This window comes from Dyella psychrodurans (genome assembly GCF_003363265.1).
GTDB lineage: Bacteria > Pseudomonadota > Gammaproteobacteria > Xanthomonadales > Rhodanobacteraceae > Dyella_B > Dyella_B psychrodurans.
Map to the genome: position 1 here is coordinate 84,172 of NZ_QRBF01000002.1, position 15,699 is coordinate 99,870.

The 15,699-nt window shown below is 61.9% G+C and carries 8 protein-coding genes; 1 reads left to right on the forward strand and 7 read right to left on the reverse strand.

All coding sequences use genetic code 11. The annotated features are described in order from the left end of the window. Nucleotides 1-15 precede the first annotated feature (15 nt). Nucleotides 16-1,608 carry a hybrid sensor histidine kinase/response regulator gene (locus DWU99_RS06735; RefSeq protein ID WP_199535724.1) on the forward strand — a complete coding sequence of 531 codons (1,593 nt, stop codon included), beginning with the start codon at nucleotides 16-18 and terminating at the stop codon, nucleotides 1,606-1,608. A gap of 6 nt (nucleotides 1,609-1,614) precedes the next feature. On the opposite strand, the gene DWU99_RS06740 is transcribed toward DWU99_RS06735, so the two are convergent. The 7 genes from DWU99_RS06740 to pgmB all read right to left on the reverse strand — a co-directional run bounded on the left by DWU99_RS06740 (nucleotide 1,615) and on the right by pgmB (nucleotide 15,522). Continuing rightward, a complete protein-coding gene (locus DWU99_RS06740; protein WP_115477273.1) occupies nucleotides 1,615-3,045 on the reverse strand; it encodes a sigma-54-dependent transcriptional regulator in 1,431 nt (476 codons plus the stop codon). 80 nt (nucleotides 3,046-3,125) lie between these two features. Further along, complete coding sequence (locus tag DWU99_RS06745; protein WP_115477274.1) at nucleotides 3,126-4,205, reverse strand: alpha/beta hydrolase; 1,080 nt, start codon at nucleotides 4,203-4,205, stop codon at nucleotides 3,126-3,128. A 108-nt stretch (nucleotides 4,206-4,313) separates the two neighbouring features. After that, on the reverse strand, nucleotides 4,314-5,927 hold the full coding sequence (locus DWU99_RS06750) for a trehalase family glycosidase (RefSeq protein ID WP_233510999.1): 1,614 nt from the start codon (nucleotides 5,925-5,927) through the stop codon (nucleotides 4,314-4,316). A 186-nt stretch (nucleotides 5,928-6,113) separates the two neighbouring features. Next, nucleotides 6,114-8,360, reverse strand: a complete 2,247-nt coding sequence (locus tag DWU99_RS06755) for a glycosyl hydrolase family 95 catalytic domain-containing protein (RefSeq protein ID WP_115477276.1) — start codon at nucleotides 8,358-8,360, stop codon at nucleotides 6,114-6,116. A 47-nt stretch (nucleotides 8,361-8,407) separates the two neighbouring features. Then, complete coding sequence (locus tag DWU99_RS06760; RefSeq protein ID WP_233510937.1) at nucleotides 8,408-9,673, reverse strand: MFS transporter; 1,266 nt, start codon at nucleotides 9,671-9,673, stop codon at nucleotides 8,408-8,410. A 211-nt stretch (nucleotides 9,674-9,884) separates the two neighbouring features. Then, complete coding sequence (locus DWU99_RS06765; protein WP_115477277.1) at nucleotides 9,885-12,431, reverse strand: TonB-dependent receptor; 2,547 nt, start codon at nucleotides 12,429-12,431, stop codon at nucleotides 9,885-9,887. Nucleotides 12,432-12,489: 58 nt separating this feature from the next. Then, the gene (gene pgmB / locus DWU99_RS06770; RefSeq protein ID WP_233510938.1) at nucleotides 12,490-15,522 is read right to left on the reverse strand and encodes a beta-phosphoglucomutase; all 3,033 of its coding nucleotides are present in this window, start codon (nucleotides 15,520-15,522) and stop codon (nucleotides 12,490-12,492) included. Between the last annotated feature and the right edge of the window lie 177 nt (nucleotides 15,523-15,699).

Here is a 15,699-nt window from a genome sequence, read left to right on the forward strand (position 1 = left end):
AAGAAGGCCCGCAGGATGCCGGACAAGTCCAACCATCAACGTTCGCTGTCTCGCATACGGATTCTGCAGGTCGAGGACAGTCCGCTTGACGCCGAGCTGATCCTCACTGAGCTGCAGGCCGATGGCATCGACTACGACGTCCGTCTGGTCGACGACGAGCCGGCCTACCTGCAGGCGCTGGAACGGTTCAGGCCGGACATCGTGTTGTCGGATCTGAGCATGCCCGGCTTTTCCGGCCAGCGTGCGCTCGAGCTGTTGCAGGATCATGGCGCGGGCATCCCCTTCATCTACGTATCGGCCACGCTCGGCGAAGAAGCGGCCGTTGAAGCGTTGCGCGAAGGCGCCACCGATTACATCCTCAAGCAGAATCCGGCGCGCCTGGCGAGCGCCGTGCGCCGCGCGTTGCGCGAGGCCGAAGAGCAGCGCGCACGCGCCTATGCCGAGGCCGAACTGATCCGCGTCCAGCGGTTCGAAAGCCTTGCGATGCTTGCCGGCGGTCTCAGCCACGACCTGCGCAACCTGCTGCAGCCGCTGCTCCTGGCAGGAGACAGCCTGCTGGATTACCAGGACGATCCGCGTCTGGCACGACTGGGTGCCCTGGTGCGCGACTGCGGGCGGCGCGGCATCGAGATGGTGCAGTCCATGCTCTCGTTCGCGCGGGGTGCGCGGCGTGCCGAACAGGTGCGGGCGCGGGCCTTGGTCGACGCGCTTGCCCTGCTGTTGCAAGGGAGCGTGCCGCGCTCCGTACATCTGGATATCGAAGTGGCCGATGCCGAACTCGCGTTCGAAGGCAACCACACCGAATTGCAGCAATGCCTGCTCAATCTTTGCCTCAACGCCATCCAGGCCATGCCCCAGGGTGGCGTGCTGCGTGTCGTGACAAGTCGTGTTCATCTGGATGGCGGCTTTTTCGAGGACGGCGAAGAAGCGCTGCCCGGCGACTTCGCCCGATTGTCGGTCACCGACACCGGACAGGGCATGTCCGAAGAAGTGCGCAAGCGACTGTTCGAGCCGTTTTTCACTACCAAGGAAGGCGGTACGGGACTGGGGCTGTTGTCATGCCGGCGTATCGTGGCCAGTCACGGCGGCGTGATGCGCCTGGATAGCATCCTTGGCGAAGGGAGCTGCTTCGATATCTATATCCCGCTGACGCGCCCTGTGGTCGACGCATCGGAACGGGGCGAGGTCGATGCCGGCCTGCATGGCAATGCCGAGCACGTTTTGCTGGTGGTGGAGGAGGCGGGCCAGCTCACGCTGCTGACGGATACGCTCGATACCTGGGGCTATGAAGTGCACGCCAGCCAGAGCGGCACCGCGGCCCTGCAGTGGATCGAAGCCTGCGGTCTGCCCGACCTGGTGGTGATGGACGGCGACATGAGCCTTTTCTCCAGCGAACGCACGCTGGCGGCGCTGAGCGAATACGGCTATCACAACGGCGTGCTCATGCTTTGCCGGGCGGATGATCCGCCCCATGCCGGACTGCTGCCCATACCCGGACAATTGCGTCGCCTGGACAAGCCCGTGAGCACACGTGCACTGCTGCAAGCCGTGCGGGAATCGCTGCGTGCCGACGCAGCGAAACAGCACCGCCACCGCGACGCCTTTTAGCGGCGGTCAGTCGATCCCGAGCTTTTTGAGCTTGTAGCGCAGGGCGCGGAACGTGATTCCCAGCTTTCGCGCCGCGGCGGTCTTGTTGTAGCGCGACTCTTCCAGCGCTTTCATGATCGCCGTGCGTTCGAGATTGCTGATGTAGTCGTCCAACCCCACGTCGCTGGCGGGTGCATGCGCGGGTGGCGAAGCGGGGATGGTGCCGTGTGCCGCGCCGGACACCGCGGAGTGCCCATGCATGGCTACGGAAGGCTCCGCGGCTTGACGCGGTGTACGTTGCGGGAGCATCAGGTCGCTGGCATCGACGCGATCACCATCGCACATGGCGACGGCGCGCTCGAGAATGTTTTCCAGCTCGCGCACGTTGCCCGGAAAGTCGTAATCCTCCAGCGCCTGGCGTGCTTCAGGCAGCAGGCGCACCGGCGTCCCGCCGCTCTTGTTAGCCAACTGCTTGAGCACGAAGTCGGCGAGCAGCGGCACGTCGCCACGGCGCTCGCGCAGTGGCGGCACGCGCAGCTCGATGACGTTGATGCGATAGAACAGGTCCTGGCGGAACTGTCCCTGGTCGACCAGCGCCGCCAGGTTCTTGTGCGTCGCCGAAAGGATACGCACGTCCACGGCGATTTCTTCACGCGCGCCGATCGGCCGCACGGCTTTTTCCTGGATCGCACGCAGAAGCTTTACTTGCATGTGCAGCGGCAGCTCGGCCACTTCGTCCAGGAACAACGTACCGCCGTGGGCGGCCTGGAACAGGCCTTCCTTGTCGGCGACCGCGCCGGTGAAGCTGCCTCTGCGATGGCCGAAGAATTCGCTTTCCATCAGTTCGGAAGGGATGGCGCCGCAGTTCACCGGCACGAATGGGCCGGTCGCGCGCGGCCCTTGTTCGTGGATCAGTCGAGCGACCAGCTCCTTGCCCACGCCCGATTCGCCGGCGATGTAGACCGGCGCCTGGTTGCGGGCCAGTTTGCCGATGGTGCTGCGCACCTGCTGCATCGTGGCGGAATCGCCGATGAGGCGATCACTGAAGCCCGTTGCCGGACCGCCAGCGGTCGCACCCGTGCGCTTCTCTTCGGCAAGTTTCAGCGCGGTGCGAACCAGCCGGCGCAACATCTGGATATCGACCGGCTTGGAGACGAAGTCGAAAGCGCCTGCCTTCAATGCCGTGACGGCCGCGTCAACGTTGCCGTAGGCCGTGATCATGGCCACGGGCGTCTGGTCGTAGTCGGCGGCAATCAGCTCGATGACTTCCTGGCCGCTGCCGTCGGGCAGGCGCATGTCGGTGAAGCACAGGTCGTAGTGGCGCTCGGCCAGTGCGTGGCGGGCTTCCGCCACAGTGCCTACCGCATCGACCTTCAGGTCCATGCGGCCAAGCGTGATGGTTAACAGTTCGCGGATATCGCGTTCGTCGTCGATGACCAGTACGGTCTGTTGGCTCATGATTCAGAGGCGAGGGTGGGTTGTCGTTCAGGATACTCGCGGCACTCGCAAGTGGCAAAGCATGAAGTGTGTGCGTCGCGTCAACGACCCAGGTGATGTAGGAAAAAGTGGACGATGACGCGATAGGCATCTTTCGATTCCGGCAGCTCCGGGTCGGAGAAGAAGGAGTGCCACATGCCCTCCCAGACATGCAGTTCCGTCTCGGCTCCGGCCTTGTCGAGCAGTTGCTGGCTGTAGATCACCGAGCTCATGGTCATGTCGCGCGTGCCGGTGATCAGCAGGGTGGGCGGGAATTTGGCCAGCAGGGCGGGCGACAGCCCCGGCTGCACCAGCGGATCATCCGGGTTGGCGCCATGAAAGTAGGGCAGGTCTGCCAGGCCCGTCGGGTGCGTGGGCACACCCTGGCCATTCAGCGCGGGGGAGAAGTAGGCCGAGTCGCCTTTCACATCGACGAGCGAACCGCAGAACATTCCGATGGCGCCGGGCGTCGGGAGTTTGTCGGTGACGAGGCGTGCGACCACCTCGCCCGTGAGGATGCCACCGGCCGAGCAGCCGTAGATGCCGATGTCGGCAGCTTTGTATTGCTTGAGCAGCGCGCGATAGACCGCTTCGACGTCATCGCTGGCGGCCGGGAACGTATGCTCGGGCCCCTGCCGGTAATCCACGCTGATCACCTTGATGCGGCCGATGCTGGCAATCGGAATGGATTCCACCAGGCCGCCGCTGTGTGCTCCCCACAGGAAACCGCCGCCGTGCAAGTTGATCAGCACACGGTCGCGATTCTCTGGCGACACGCCTTGCGCTGGCATCACGACGTCCGTGCCGACGCCGGCTATCGTTTCGCTGCGGATTTTTACCGGGTAGAGCTTTTCCATGCGCGCGGCACGGTCGCTGTTCATGCGGTCGTAGAACGCGCGGCTCTGCTCGATGGGGGCGGTGATCGGCGGAGCCTTGCTCCCTGCGGCCAGCATTTTCGGGAAGAAGGCGCGTGCTTCGGGCGAGGCCAGGCTTGAATACGGAATGGTGCCTGTAGGCGACGTGACGCTGCCATCGGCGTGAAATAGCGTTGGCGATGCCTCTTGCGCGCGGAGCGTTGTGCCGATCAGGCCGGCACATAGCAGGATGGACGATGCAACAAGCGACAGGCGTAATGCATGCATGATGCCTTTTCCTTGATTCGGTGACAGCGAAACGCCGCGCTCCCTCTACTCGTCATTGACCCGCTTCACAACAGCGAAGCGGGTCAATGACGGTGAGGGGATGGCAGGTTATGGCGTGGTTCCAGTCGCTTTGCCGGCGGCGGAAGATTTTTCGGCTGCGCCGTCAAGCACTCCCTGCATCTTCAAGTACACCGCATTGGTCCAACCGAAACCGATGACGTTTTGCGAGTAGCCGGCAGTCACCTTCACATCGGCGTTGCCCAGCTTCATGTTGTACTTCTCGCGGATGGTGCCGTCGGCGGCAAAGCTGCGATCGATCGTCGCATCGAATTTCTTTGCGATGCGTTGCGCATCGTCGTGAAAGCCGTAGGCATCCAGCCCGGACACCGCGAGCCAGTTGGTCGGCGCCCAGCCGAAGGGACTGTTCCACTGCACGCCGCTCGGCAGATTGTCCATCGCCAGGCCGCCCGGCAATTCGAAGAGGGGAAGCTTGCCGCGAACCGATGCCGCCTGTTCCTTCGATGCCGCGCCTGCCCACAATAGGTAGAACGTTGTGAGATACGGCGCATCGGAAGGTTTGCCCGCAACGAAGTCGTAATCGCGATACATGCCGGATTCGGGCCGCCACAGGTATTTGTTCATCGCGGCTTTGCGCGCGGCGGCGGCCTGGCTCCAGCGTTCGGCATCTGCTGTCTTGCCCAGTTGCACGGCGAAATCGTGCAGATCCAGTTCGTAGCGATACAGCAGGCTGTTCAGGCCCACCGCTGCGTAGTGGTGCGTGGAGCCGCCGAACGGGCCGAAGTGGAAGTTGGTATCGAAGCCCGATTCGCGCATCGCGCGATCGCCGTGGTAGTAGTCGGCCGTCAGCCGGTAACCATCCACCCAGTTGCCGGCGCACACTTTCGATGCGCGCACATCGCAACTCTCCGTCTTCAGGCGAGCGGCCTCGGCATCGTCCGGGTGCTCGGATGCCTTCAGCAGATAGCCGGGATTTTCGGATGGATGCGCGATCAGCCACTTGATCACACCGCGATAGAACTCGCTGTCCTGCGCCTCAAGCACCGGACCGCTGCCCAGATCGTAGTAGCGAGCCAATCCGGTGTCGCCCGCCCGGTGTTCGGAGCGCGTCCATATCTCATAGTTGCGCACTGCGAGCGGATACGCTTTCTCCAGCCACGCACGCTTCTCTTCGGTGTTATGGAAACTGGCGGGATCGTCGAGCAGCGCCACCATCATGGCGGAGAGGAAGGGGGGCTGCGAGCGGCTGAGGTAATAAGTGCGGTTCGCGTTCAGCACACCGCCGTAGTACTGCACTTCAAACAGCGCGTTGTCGACCATGTCGCGCGCAAGATCGATGCGATGATCGGCGACCAGGCCGAGCATGATGAAATAACTGTCCCAGCCGTACATTTCGTTGAAGAAGCCGCCGGGCACGACATACGGATGAGGTAGATAAAGCAGGCCTTGCACCGGAAGCGTGGTTGCGTCGATATCGCCAAGCTGGTCGATGGCTTTCGGTAACGCGCGCACGTCGACATTGCAGCGCTTGCCTATCTGGCCAAGCTCGGCCGACATGGGGAATTGCGACGGGACATAAAGCACGGGGCGCGTCAGCAGCTTGGGGTCCGCCAGCGATGCGCAATCGTCCATGGAGCGCGTCAACGTGGTCCAGGCCTTGTCGATATAGGCGCGTGTCTTGGCGGGATCGGGCTTTGCCGCCATGGCGGTTGACGCAAGGGTTGCCGACAACAACAAGGTGGCAAGGCGCCATCCGGTGCGGTGCGTCGAAGCAAATGGAGAGGCGTTCATGCAGGCAGTGTGCTGGATGTTTTTCATGTCTGTTCCCCATTCATGGCGGTCGGCGATGGTGGTGGGCGGTAGTCGGCCGCGTGATGCAGCGTTTTCGCGCTACAGCGTCTTGCGAACCAATGTTGCCTTTCCATCGGCGCCGCGTTGGACGGTGATGTCGTACTGCTTGCCCTGGAAACTGACGCGTTTCAGCGTCAGCGATGTCCACGTGGGAGGCAGCGTCGGTGCATACGCCTGATCTAGACCCTTGTCGTCGATGCGCAAGCCTGTCAATCCGTACAGCATGCTCTGCAGGAAGCCCGCGGATGTGGCGAGGATGTAGCCGGCATTATTGGCCACGGTTTCCGTGCGCACGTTGAACGGTGGCTTTAGGAAGCCCACCAGATTGCGCTGAATCCAGTCGCCGGCGGCTTTTGCATCGCCCAGCTCCGAAGCGCCGACGGCGAGCATCACCATCATCATTTCGTTCGGATCGTCGCCGTGGACCTTTAGTTCGTGCAGTTGGAAGTCGAAGTCGTTGCGGCGCACTGCCTCCGACATCGGCAAGTCGAGATTCGGATACATCAGCCATGCCAGCGAAGATCCCATCCAAGTGATCTTGTCGTGCGGCACGGACGCATCGAAATCGAGGTGGCGCTGTTCCTGGTCGAGGAACGGTACGTACATCTTGGCCACGATGTCGCCCCATGTCGGGTCCGCCGGTTCGCCGACTTTCTTTGCCGCTTCGATAGCGATTTGCAACGCTTTGCGTGCAGCGGCATTGGTGAACGAGTCGTTGGGAACGTCGTCGTAGGCCTCGTCGGGCGAGGTGACGTGCAGGATCTCGTAGCGGTCCTTGGCCCGATCGTAGGTGACGCGACTGGCCCAGAACTGCGCGACCTCGCGGATCACCGGCCAGCCGTATTGCTTCAGCCACGCATCGTCGCCACTGGCAAGGTAGTACTGCCACTGCGCGATGGCGATGTCGGCGTTGACGTGAATTTCGCGGTACACGCCGTACGCAAAGTGTGGCGTGTTGTCGACGCCAGTCTGCGGATCGGCTTCCCACGGATACATCGTGCCTTTGGCGCCGTACTGGATGGCGCGTTCGCGCGCAGGCTGCATGGTGCGGTTGCGGAACATCACGATCGGCTTGGCGCGTTCGGGGTGGAGCAGAAGCAATGCAGGGAATACCCAAGAGTCGCTGTCCCAGAACGCGTGGCCGGCGTAGTTGGGCGTGAGCGCACAGGCGCCCATCGGCCATGCCGTGCCCACGGTGCTGTTGGAAAGCAGGTAGTAAAGATCGGAGTGAATGGCTTTCTGCACCTGCGGATCGCCATCCACCACGATGTCCGACTTCCAAAGTTCGTGCCATGCGGCCTGATGCCGGGCGAGCAAGGCCGAAAAGCCGGTCTGTCGCGCCTGCTTGGCGAGCGCCACATCGTCTTTGGCTGTGCCACCCCAGTCCTGGCGAGATGCGGCAAGGTATTTGGTGAATGTGTAGGTGGTGCCTTTCGTCACCTTGGCCGTGATGTGCAGCGAGAGCAGATGGCTGGTCTTTTCCAGTTGCACGTTTTCAACGGTCAGCGCCGACGGCAATGCGATGGCTGCGGCTTCCGCCATGCTGAGACCTTCCTTGGCGCGGCCATCGAGCCATAGTGTCAACGTCCTGGTGTCGCCATCGCTTGAGAGCACCTGCGTGTAGCCGGGATACCAGACGGCGGCGCGGTCGGGCGTCGGTGCCGGTTTGTTGTCCAGATTTTGTCCGCTGGCAATGACCGCGGCGATCATCTGATCGCCGGTCATGCTGCCGATCGGGAGGCGCGGCTGATATTCGGACCACAGTCGAATCGGGAAGGTGAGTTCGACGCTCCCGTCGAAGTGCGGCGTGATCGAGATTTGTGTGGCAGCGAGATGAGCGTCGGCCTGGCTGACGAAGGTGACGACTTGCACGTCCGTCGATTTGTTCGCGTAGTCGAAGCGATAGCGCGTGGTCAGCGTACCGTCGTGCATGTCCAGCGTCTGCGAGTAATCCGCGAAGATCTTGCTGTCCAGTCGCGTGGAATTGATCCAGCCGCCGCCCGGGTTGTAGTCGATCTCGCTCCAGCCGGGAATGGCGGCGGGACGTGAAACGTCCTCCTTGCTGTAATCCATGAACGCGACCATGTAGGCGCGGGAAGGCTCGGTGCCGCGCGGCGAGGTCATCGTGGAGAAATAGCCGTTCGCCAGATAGCTGGGAAAGTAGGTGCCGAAATCCTTGGAAGATGCCGTGAGCGTAAAGCTCGGGTCCGTCGCGGCGTGCGCCAGCGGCGCAGAGCTGGCGGCGAAAAGAAACAGTGCGGCAAAGCCGATGTTGCGAAAAGTCATGGAAGCTCCAGCAATGACACGCGTTGCACTCTCCGGTTCACGCAACGCTATTTGGCGATAAGGCTTGTGATGCTCGCCGTTTTCGTTCCCGCGCGGTCGGTCTCGCGCTTGAAGAAGAACAGGGTGATCAGAATCAGCGACATGGGGACCAGCGAAAAATAGAACGCGTGAATCCCGTCGAAGCGCGAGAAGACGATGGCGGTGATGCGTGAGCCGAGCGTTCCACCCAGCGCCGAAAAAATGACGATCAGGCCCGTCATGGCGGCATGCGAAGGTTTCGGCAGAGAGCTCAGCGCGACCGAGTTGATTACCGGATAGATCGGCGCCATCAACAGGCCAATCAGCGGGATCAGGTAGGCAGCGACCGGCGCATTGAACCAGCCGACGTTCGCACGCGCCGTCACGCCGTGCGCAAGCGGCAGGGTCAGCATGACCAGCAGGCCCATGCCGACAACGCAAAGATTCAGCAGCGCATACCAGGGCAGACGGCGAAGCAGCTGCCCCGCCACGATCCGGCCGATGGCCGATGCCGCGGCCAGGATCGTCGCCAGCTGGATGCTCATGGCGTTGGGCAGCTTGAGGATCTCGTTGTTGAAGGTGGGCAGCCAGGTGCTGAAGCTTTGTTCGATCAGCACATAGAGGAAAGCGGAAGCCAGGAACACGTAGACCAGCGGACGCAGAAACAAGTGCAACATCTCGAGCAGCGATCCGTGCATCGACTTGGTTTCTTCCGTGCGTGCCGCGGATTCGTCGAGGTTCGACGTGGCAAGCAGCGCGATCACCAGCACGCAGACGACAACAAGAACCCAGTACACGTTGAGCCAGGATGGATTCGCAGGCGACTGACGATCGACGAACGCGCTGAACAGCCAGCCGGCGATCAGCACGCCCACCATGAACAAGCCTTCGATGGTGTTGGTGAGACGACCGTGTTCGGCCCGGTCGTTGGTGAGCAGGCCGATGGACGAATAGACCGATACCTTGGTCAGCGCGAACGAGACGCCCACGCAGGTGAACAACAGTTCCGTGGTGTGAAAACCCGGATACAACGGCATCAGCGCGCACGCGAAGGCGACAATGCCCAGTGCGATCATCATCGCGCGCCGAAAGCCCAGCAGGGGAAGAAACGAAGCAACCAGAAAGGACGTCAGCGCAATCGGCAGGTCCTTGAACAATTCCAGCAAACTCGCCTGTGGCTTGTCGACGCCGAAGGTATATATCGACTGCAGGATGACCGTGCCGACGCTGTTGAGCAGAATCGCGAAGACCATGTAGATCAGGGCCAACGCAGCGGTCATGCGGAATCGATTCATGGCGACCTGCTTGGATAGGTGCGTGGGCGAAAACGCGAAACGTCAACGCCGCATGGAGCCGATGAGCCTTGCACGGCGGATGCCGACCGATATTCGATCACCGTCACGCATGGCGAAGGCCACTCTACAACGTCCGTCGAGCTGAAAGTCCATGGCCGGGTGTTTCGCACCCGGCCATGGGTGCCCTAGGGAGGGGAGGGCGACTAACGGCTTAGAAGCTGTACTTGATCTGCCCGTTCACCTCGCGACCTTCGATGGAGCGAGCCAGAATCACGCCATTGGAACTGGCGAAGCCGAACAAGCGGGCGTTGCCTTCGGTGATGCCGATCTGGTTGGTCAAGTTGGTGCCCTGGACGCTGTAGGACCAGTGCTGACCGACGTTCGCCAGCACGCCGAAACTCAGGTCGTAGAAATTGCCCAGCGGCTGCTGCTGGATCAGGTCGCCGTAGCGATTGCCCACGTACTCGTACGTGATCCATGCCTTGATGCTGCCCCAGCTCGTGGGCAGTTCGTAGGCGGGCGTCAGGCGGAACTGGAACTTCGGCTGACGCTGCAACTCCATGCCGTTGATGCTCGCGCACTGCGTGGTTCCGTTCTGAGCGGTGTATGTCACGCAACCGATGTAACGGTAGTAGTGACCGTCCATGTAGTCGCCGGAGAACGTCACCGAGGTGTGTTCGATCGGTTTGACCGTCGTCGTGAAGTTGACACCCCTCGACTGCGAGCCGTACACGAAGGTCTGCTGGCCGGTGTCGGTCGTGATGGTGTACGGAACGTTGTAGAACAAGCGGCGATACGCGCTGAGGTCGGCGTAGATCCAGTCGGACTGGTACTTGAAGCCGATTTCATAGTTCTTGATCTTCTGCACCGGCGTGCTGGGCAAGCCGCGCAGATCGTCGAAGCCGGGGAAGTGGATGCCCTGGTTCACGCGGATATAGGCGCTCATGTTCGGATTGAACTCGTAGTTCGCACCCAGCGTCCACGACTTCGCCGTTTTCAGATAATTGATGTAGCTCTGTCCCGGCGCAAAGTACTGTGCCCCGTTGTTGTACAGCGTATACGGATTCGCATCCAGGTCACCCGTCGTGGTATTGCCGATAGCGCCGTCGGCTTTTTGGCGCTCTACGCGCATGCCGCCGTCGAACGTCCAGTCGTTGTACTTCCACGTATCGGTCAGGAAGAACGCGGTGTTGAATCCGTTCCAGCGTTCGCGAACAGCCGTCGAAGCGCCGCTCACGAAGCCTTGTGGGCTGCTCAGATCCCATGTATTGGTGCCGTTGGTCAGTGTCACCGCGATCGGGTTGGGATTGTTCTGGGCCTGCAGCAGCATGTTGTTGCCCAGGTACCAGGTGTCGTGGTCGTTGTAGACGGCGGTGTAGTTGCCGAAGGTCAACGTGTTGCCGTCGAACAATTCCTTGCTGACGTGGAATTCGTTGCTGATCGCCTGGATAACCTTGTGCACGTACCACAAGCCCTGGGTGGTGACGTTCTGGTTCATGTCGGCCGCCGCGCCATTATTGGTGTACGTGGCCGTGGCGGTCAGGCCGGCAGGGAGCTTATCGGCGGTTTCCTCACCGGCGATGTACCCAGCCAGCGTGGTGGGGTTGTTGCCTGTGCTGAAAAACGAAACGGTGTTCATCTCACCGCCCGTAAAGCCAAGCTTGTCGGAGATCGACCAGCCGTTGCCGAAGTCCCAGTCGAAGTTTGCACCCAGGATGTGGATATCGGCGCCGCGACCCTTGGCCAGGTTCACCGGAATGCCACCGGGCGTGCAGCCTGCGGTGAAGCAGGGTGTGGTCTGGATGGTTTCGTACTGGTCGGCTTTGCTTCCGAACGTGCCGGTCAACGGACTGAAGCCAGGATAGTTCGAGAAGTTGCCCTGGCTAGGATTGAGAATGGGCGTGTCGGTGACGAACTGATTGTGATCCTTCAGCGTACGCGCGTAGAACATCAGCGAGCCGCTATCCCAGTCGCGTGTCAGCGTTGCGGTCAGCGAACCACCGTTATCGGCGGGAAACTGCGGGTCGCGTACACCGTCGGAGCGACGCCACCAGCCACCGATGCTGCCGTACCAATTGTCGGCGACCTTGAAACCGATGAAGCCATCCAGGCGTTCCATCCCCTCCGAACCGTACGTGAAACCGATGTCACCGGAAGGAACGTCCGTGCCTTCGCGCAAGAGGAAGTTCGCCGTGACGCCAGGCTGCCCGTTGCCGTACAGCACGGACGGACCGCCTTGCACGATTTCAGCGCGATCGATGGTGTCGTCCAGACGGAACAAGGAGGAGTTTTCCATGAACGACAGCGTGGACATCGGATAGAGCGGTATACCGTTCAACTGGTAAGTGGCATAAGGTGCGTCGCCGCCGCCGGGGAAGCCCGCCACTTCGATGTTCGCACCCGTCTGGCCGCCGGAGGATTCCGGATAAATACCGGGCGAGGCCTTGAGCAGATCCGCTGCACTCTTGGGGTTGGCCTCCTTGATCTGCTGTGCGGTCATCGAGGTGATCGAATAGCTGGCGTCGATCTTCTTGATACCGCCAAACGTGGCCGTGCCGGTTACGACCACCTGTTCCAGCGTCGTGGCCTTCTTGGCGTTGGCCTGTTGCTGGGCGCCGGGGCTTTGCTGCGGTGTCGTCGTGGCGGGTGCCGGGCTCGGCTGGGTCTGAGGTGTTTGCTGCGCATAGGCAACGCCGGACATAAGCGTCGCAGCAATCGCCGCCGACAGCGTCAATCGTGTGAGTGGCTTGCTGTTCATCAATCGTTCTCCCCAACGGTTTTGTTTGTGAATGCGTGGCGTAAGCCACGTCTCTCTGTTAGCCGCTTTGTCCCGTAAACAAACTGATGTCGAACGCGGCGACGTTCGGCAAAAGCAGATCCGCTTCGGCCAATGCTTGGTGCTGGCCTATCCCCACTGCTGTCATTCCCGCGGAATGAATGCTGGCAATACCCGCTGCGGCGTCCTCCACGCCCAGGCATTCGCCCGGTGCCAGGCCGAGGCCGCGCGCGGCGGCCAGGAAAATCTCCGGATCGGGTTTTGCGCGACTGATGTGGTTGGCGTCGACCACGTAGTCGAACAAATCGGCGATGCCGAGTTTTTCCAGCAAAAGCGGTGCGTTGCGACTGGCCGAGGCCAGCGCGGTTTTCAGTCCCGCGCGACGGACCGATTCGATCGCCGATTTGGCGCCAGGCAGCAGATTCTGCGGACCGAAGCGTTCGATCTGTTGGCGGTAGTAGTCGTTCTTGCGGGTCGCGAGGGCTTCTTTTTCGGGCTCGGTGAATGCGCGGGGCGACTGTTCGAGCAGGATGTCGAGCGATGCGCGCCGATCCACGCCCTTGAGTCGTTCGCCCACGGTGTCGTCAAAAGGAATGCCTATTTCGGACGCGAGTTTTTTCCATGCCGCGTGATGCACGACGGCTGTATCGGCGATCACGCCATCGAGATCGAAGATCACGCCCTTGAGAGAGAGTGGCCCGGAAGCGTGCGCCTGCAACGGCAGCTTGACGGATTGACCGTTGCGCAACAGCACGGGTTGACCATGATGCAGGATTTCCGTTTGTGCGCCGTCGGTCAGCGTGTATTCCACGCCGGCTGCATCGACGGACACGCGGATGTGCGCATGGCGCCAGCGCAATCCGAATCGGTAGCTCTTCCACGCGCCCGGTAGCGCCGGAGCGAAGCCGGGGCGTTCGTTCATGGGTCGCATGCCGCCAAAGCCCCACATGAGTGCGAGCCAACTGCCGGCCATCGCCGCCATGTGCACGCCATGCGAGGTATTGCCGTGCAAGTTGTCCAGGTCGACGCGCAACGTGTCGCGGAAATAACCGTAGGCCTTGTCGGCATAGCCGACTTCCGAGGCGACGATGCTGAAGGTCGATGCCGACAGCGTGGAATCGTGCACGGTGACGCCTTCGTAGTAATCGAAGTTGCGCCGCTTGCTGTCTTTGTCGATCGCGTTGCCGGCCAGCACGAAGGCTTGCAGCACGTCGGCCTGTTTGCAGACCTGGTGACGGTAAATCGTCAGCGGATGCATCTTCAACAGCAACGGACGATGACCGTGCTCGCCGGAGTGAGCGACCGGCAGGCGCGGTTTGTCGAGGAAGTCGTCGTCCTGCGGGAAGATGCCTAGCTCGGGGTCGACCGGCAGATACATGGCATCGGCGGCGGCAAGCCACGCGGAGATTTCTTTTTCCGTGAGGCCGATCGCTTCGGCGATGCGCGCGTAATCCTGTGGGCGTTCGTCCGCCAATTGCGCGGCGACCGCCGCCGCATAGCGCAGATGCTGCTGCGCCATGTGGTTGGTGTAATAGTTGTTGTCCACCAGCGCGGTGTATTCGTCGGGACCCGTCACCTGGCAGATGCAGAAAGCGTGGTTGCGGCGCGGGTTGAAGAAGCCGACGTGATGCCAGAGCCGTGCCGTTTCGAACAGCACCTCCGCGCCGCCGTGCACGAGAAAATCGGTGTCTCCGGTGGCGTCGACGTATAGCCGTATCGCAAACGCGATCGCCGCGTTGATGTGATATTGCGCCGAACCGGAAGGAAAGTACGCCGAGCATTCGTCGCCGCTGATCGTGCGCCATGCGTAGAGCGCGCCGACCGGATGGTTCATTTCGCGTGCGTGCGCCCTGGCGCGATCGAGTGTCCGTACGCGGTACTGGAGCATGCCATGCGCCTGCTGCGGCGATGCCAGCGCAAGCACGGGCAGGATGAACGCCTCCGCGTCCCAGAAATAATGGCCTTCGTAACCCTCGCCCGTGAGGCCCTTTGCCGCCGCGCTGCCGCTGCCGTCGCGACTGGTGGACTGAAGCAGGTGGAACAGATTGAAGCGCAGTGCCTGTTCGACCGACGGGTCGCCATCGATCGCCAGATCGGCTTCGCGCCAGAAGCTCGCGCATGCGCTGGCCTGTTGCGCGCGATGTGCGTCGAAGCGGTGATTCAAGGCATCTTCGAGCGACGTGGCGACCGTATTCAGAAGTGCTGCTTCCGCGTCGCCGCCCTCGGGCATGCTCCACGCGTACGCAACATATTTTTCCAGCGCAACGCTCTGCCCGGGACGCAATGCTCCGGCATAGTGCTGCTGCACGCCCTGGCCGTCTTCGATGATGGCGCGCGCAAACGTCAGTCCCGGTTGCGGCAGGTGATGGCGCTGGCCGCTCGCCAGGCGGATGTGGCTGTGCTGGGTGCGCTGGCAGATCGTAGCCAGCACTTGGTCCGAATCGGACGCGGTGATGCTCAGGCCACCCGCGACACGCGCGCCGATGCGCGGATCGTCGCCTTGCTCGGCGGCGGTGGCGTTGGCGACTAACGCGGATTCGAGCGTGATCGGACCGCTGTAGTCGATAGAGGTGACGCGAAAGCGGATGCACACGAGGTTCGGGGTGTGCAGGGGTACGATCCGCTCCGCGTCGATCTGCAGGGTGACGCCCGTGGGGGAGCGCCAGTGCAGCGTTCGTTGCAGATAACCGTTCCGCAGGTCCAAAGCCTGCTCGAAGGCCAGCCATTCGCCCTCGTCGAGATCGACCAGGGTTTCGCCCAGGCGCAGGCCGATGCGCGTGCCATCGGCAACGGGGAGACGCGTATCGGTGCTGCGCGCAAAACCCGGGAATCGCTCGTGATATTCAATGGGAGTGCGTTCCCAGACGCCGGTCAGGAAGGTGCCCTGCGTGCGGCTGCCGCCCTCTTCGAGTCCGCCGCGGACACCCAGGACGCCGTTGGCAAGCGCGAACAGGCTCTCGAGCGTCGCCCGGTCGTTTTCGGTCGGACGCCGGGAGTACACCAGACGCCACGGGTCCGAAGATCCATGGAGCGCCGAATCCTTGGCTGGCGTTGGCGCATCGTGGCTGTGCACGCATTCTCCCCTTGGCATGACTGCTTGGTCTTCTCTTCGGCCCTTGGGGCCTGTGGCTGGGGCGAGCATAAAAGCGAATGATATCGATATCAAGATATCGATATCATTTGCCGCATTGCACCATTCTGCGCCTTGGGTTGTGTCGGGAACGTCGTTGCATTTGGAGGAAAAGGTGAT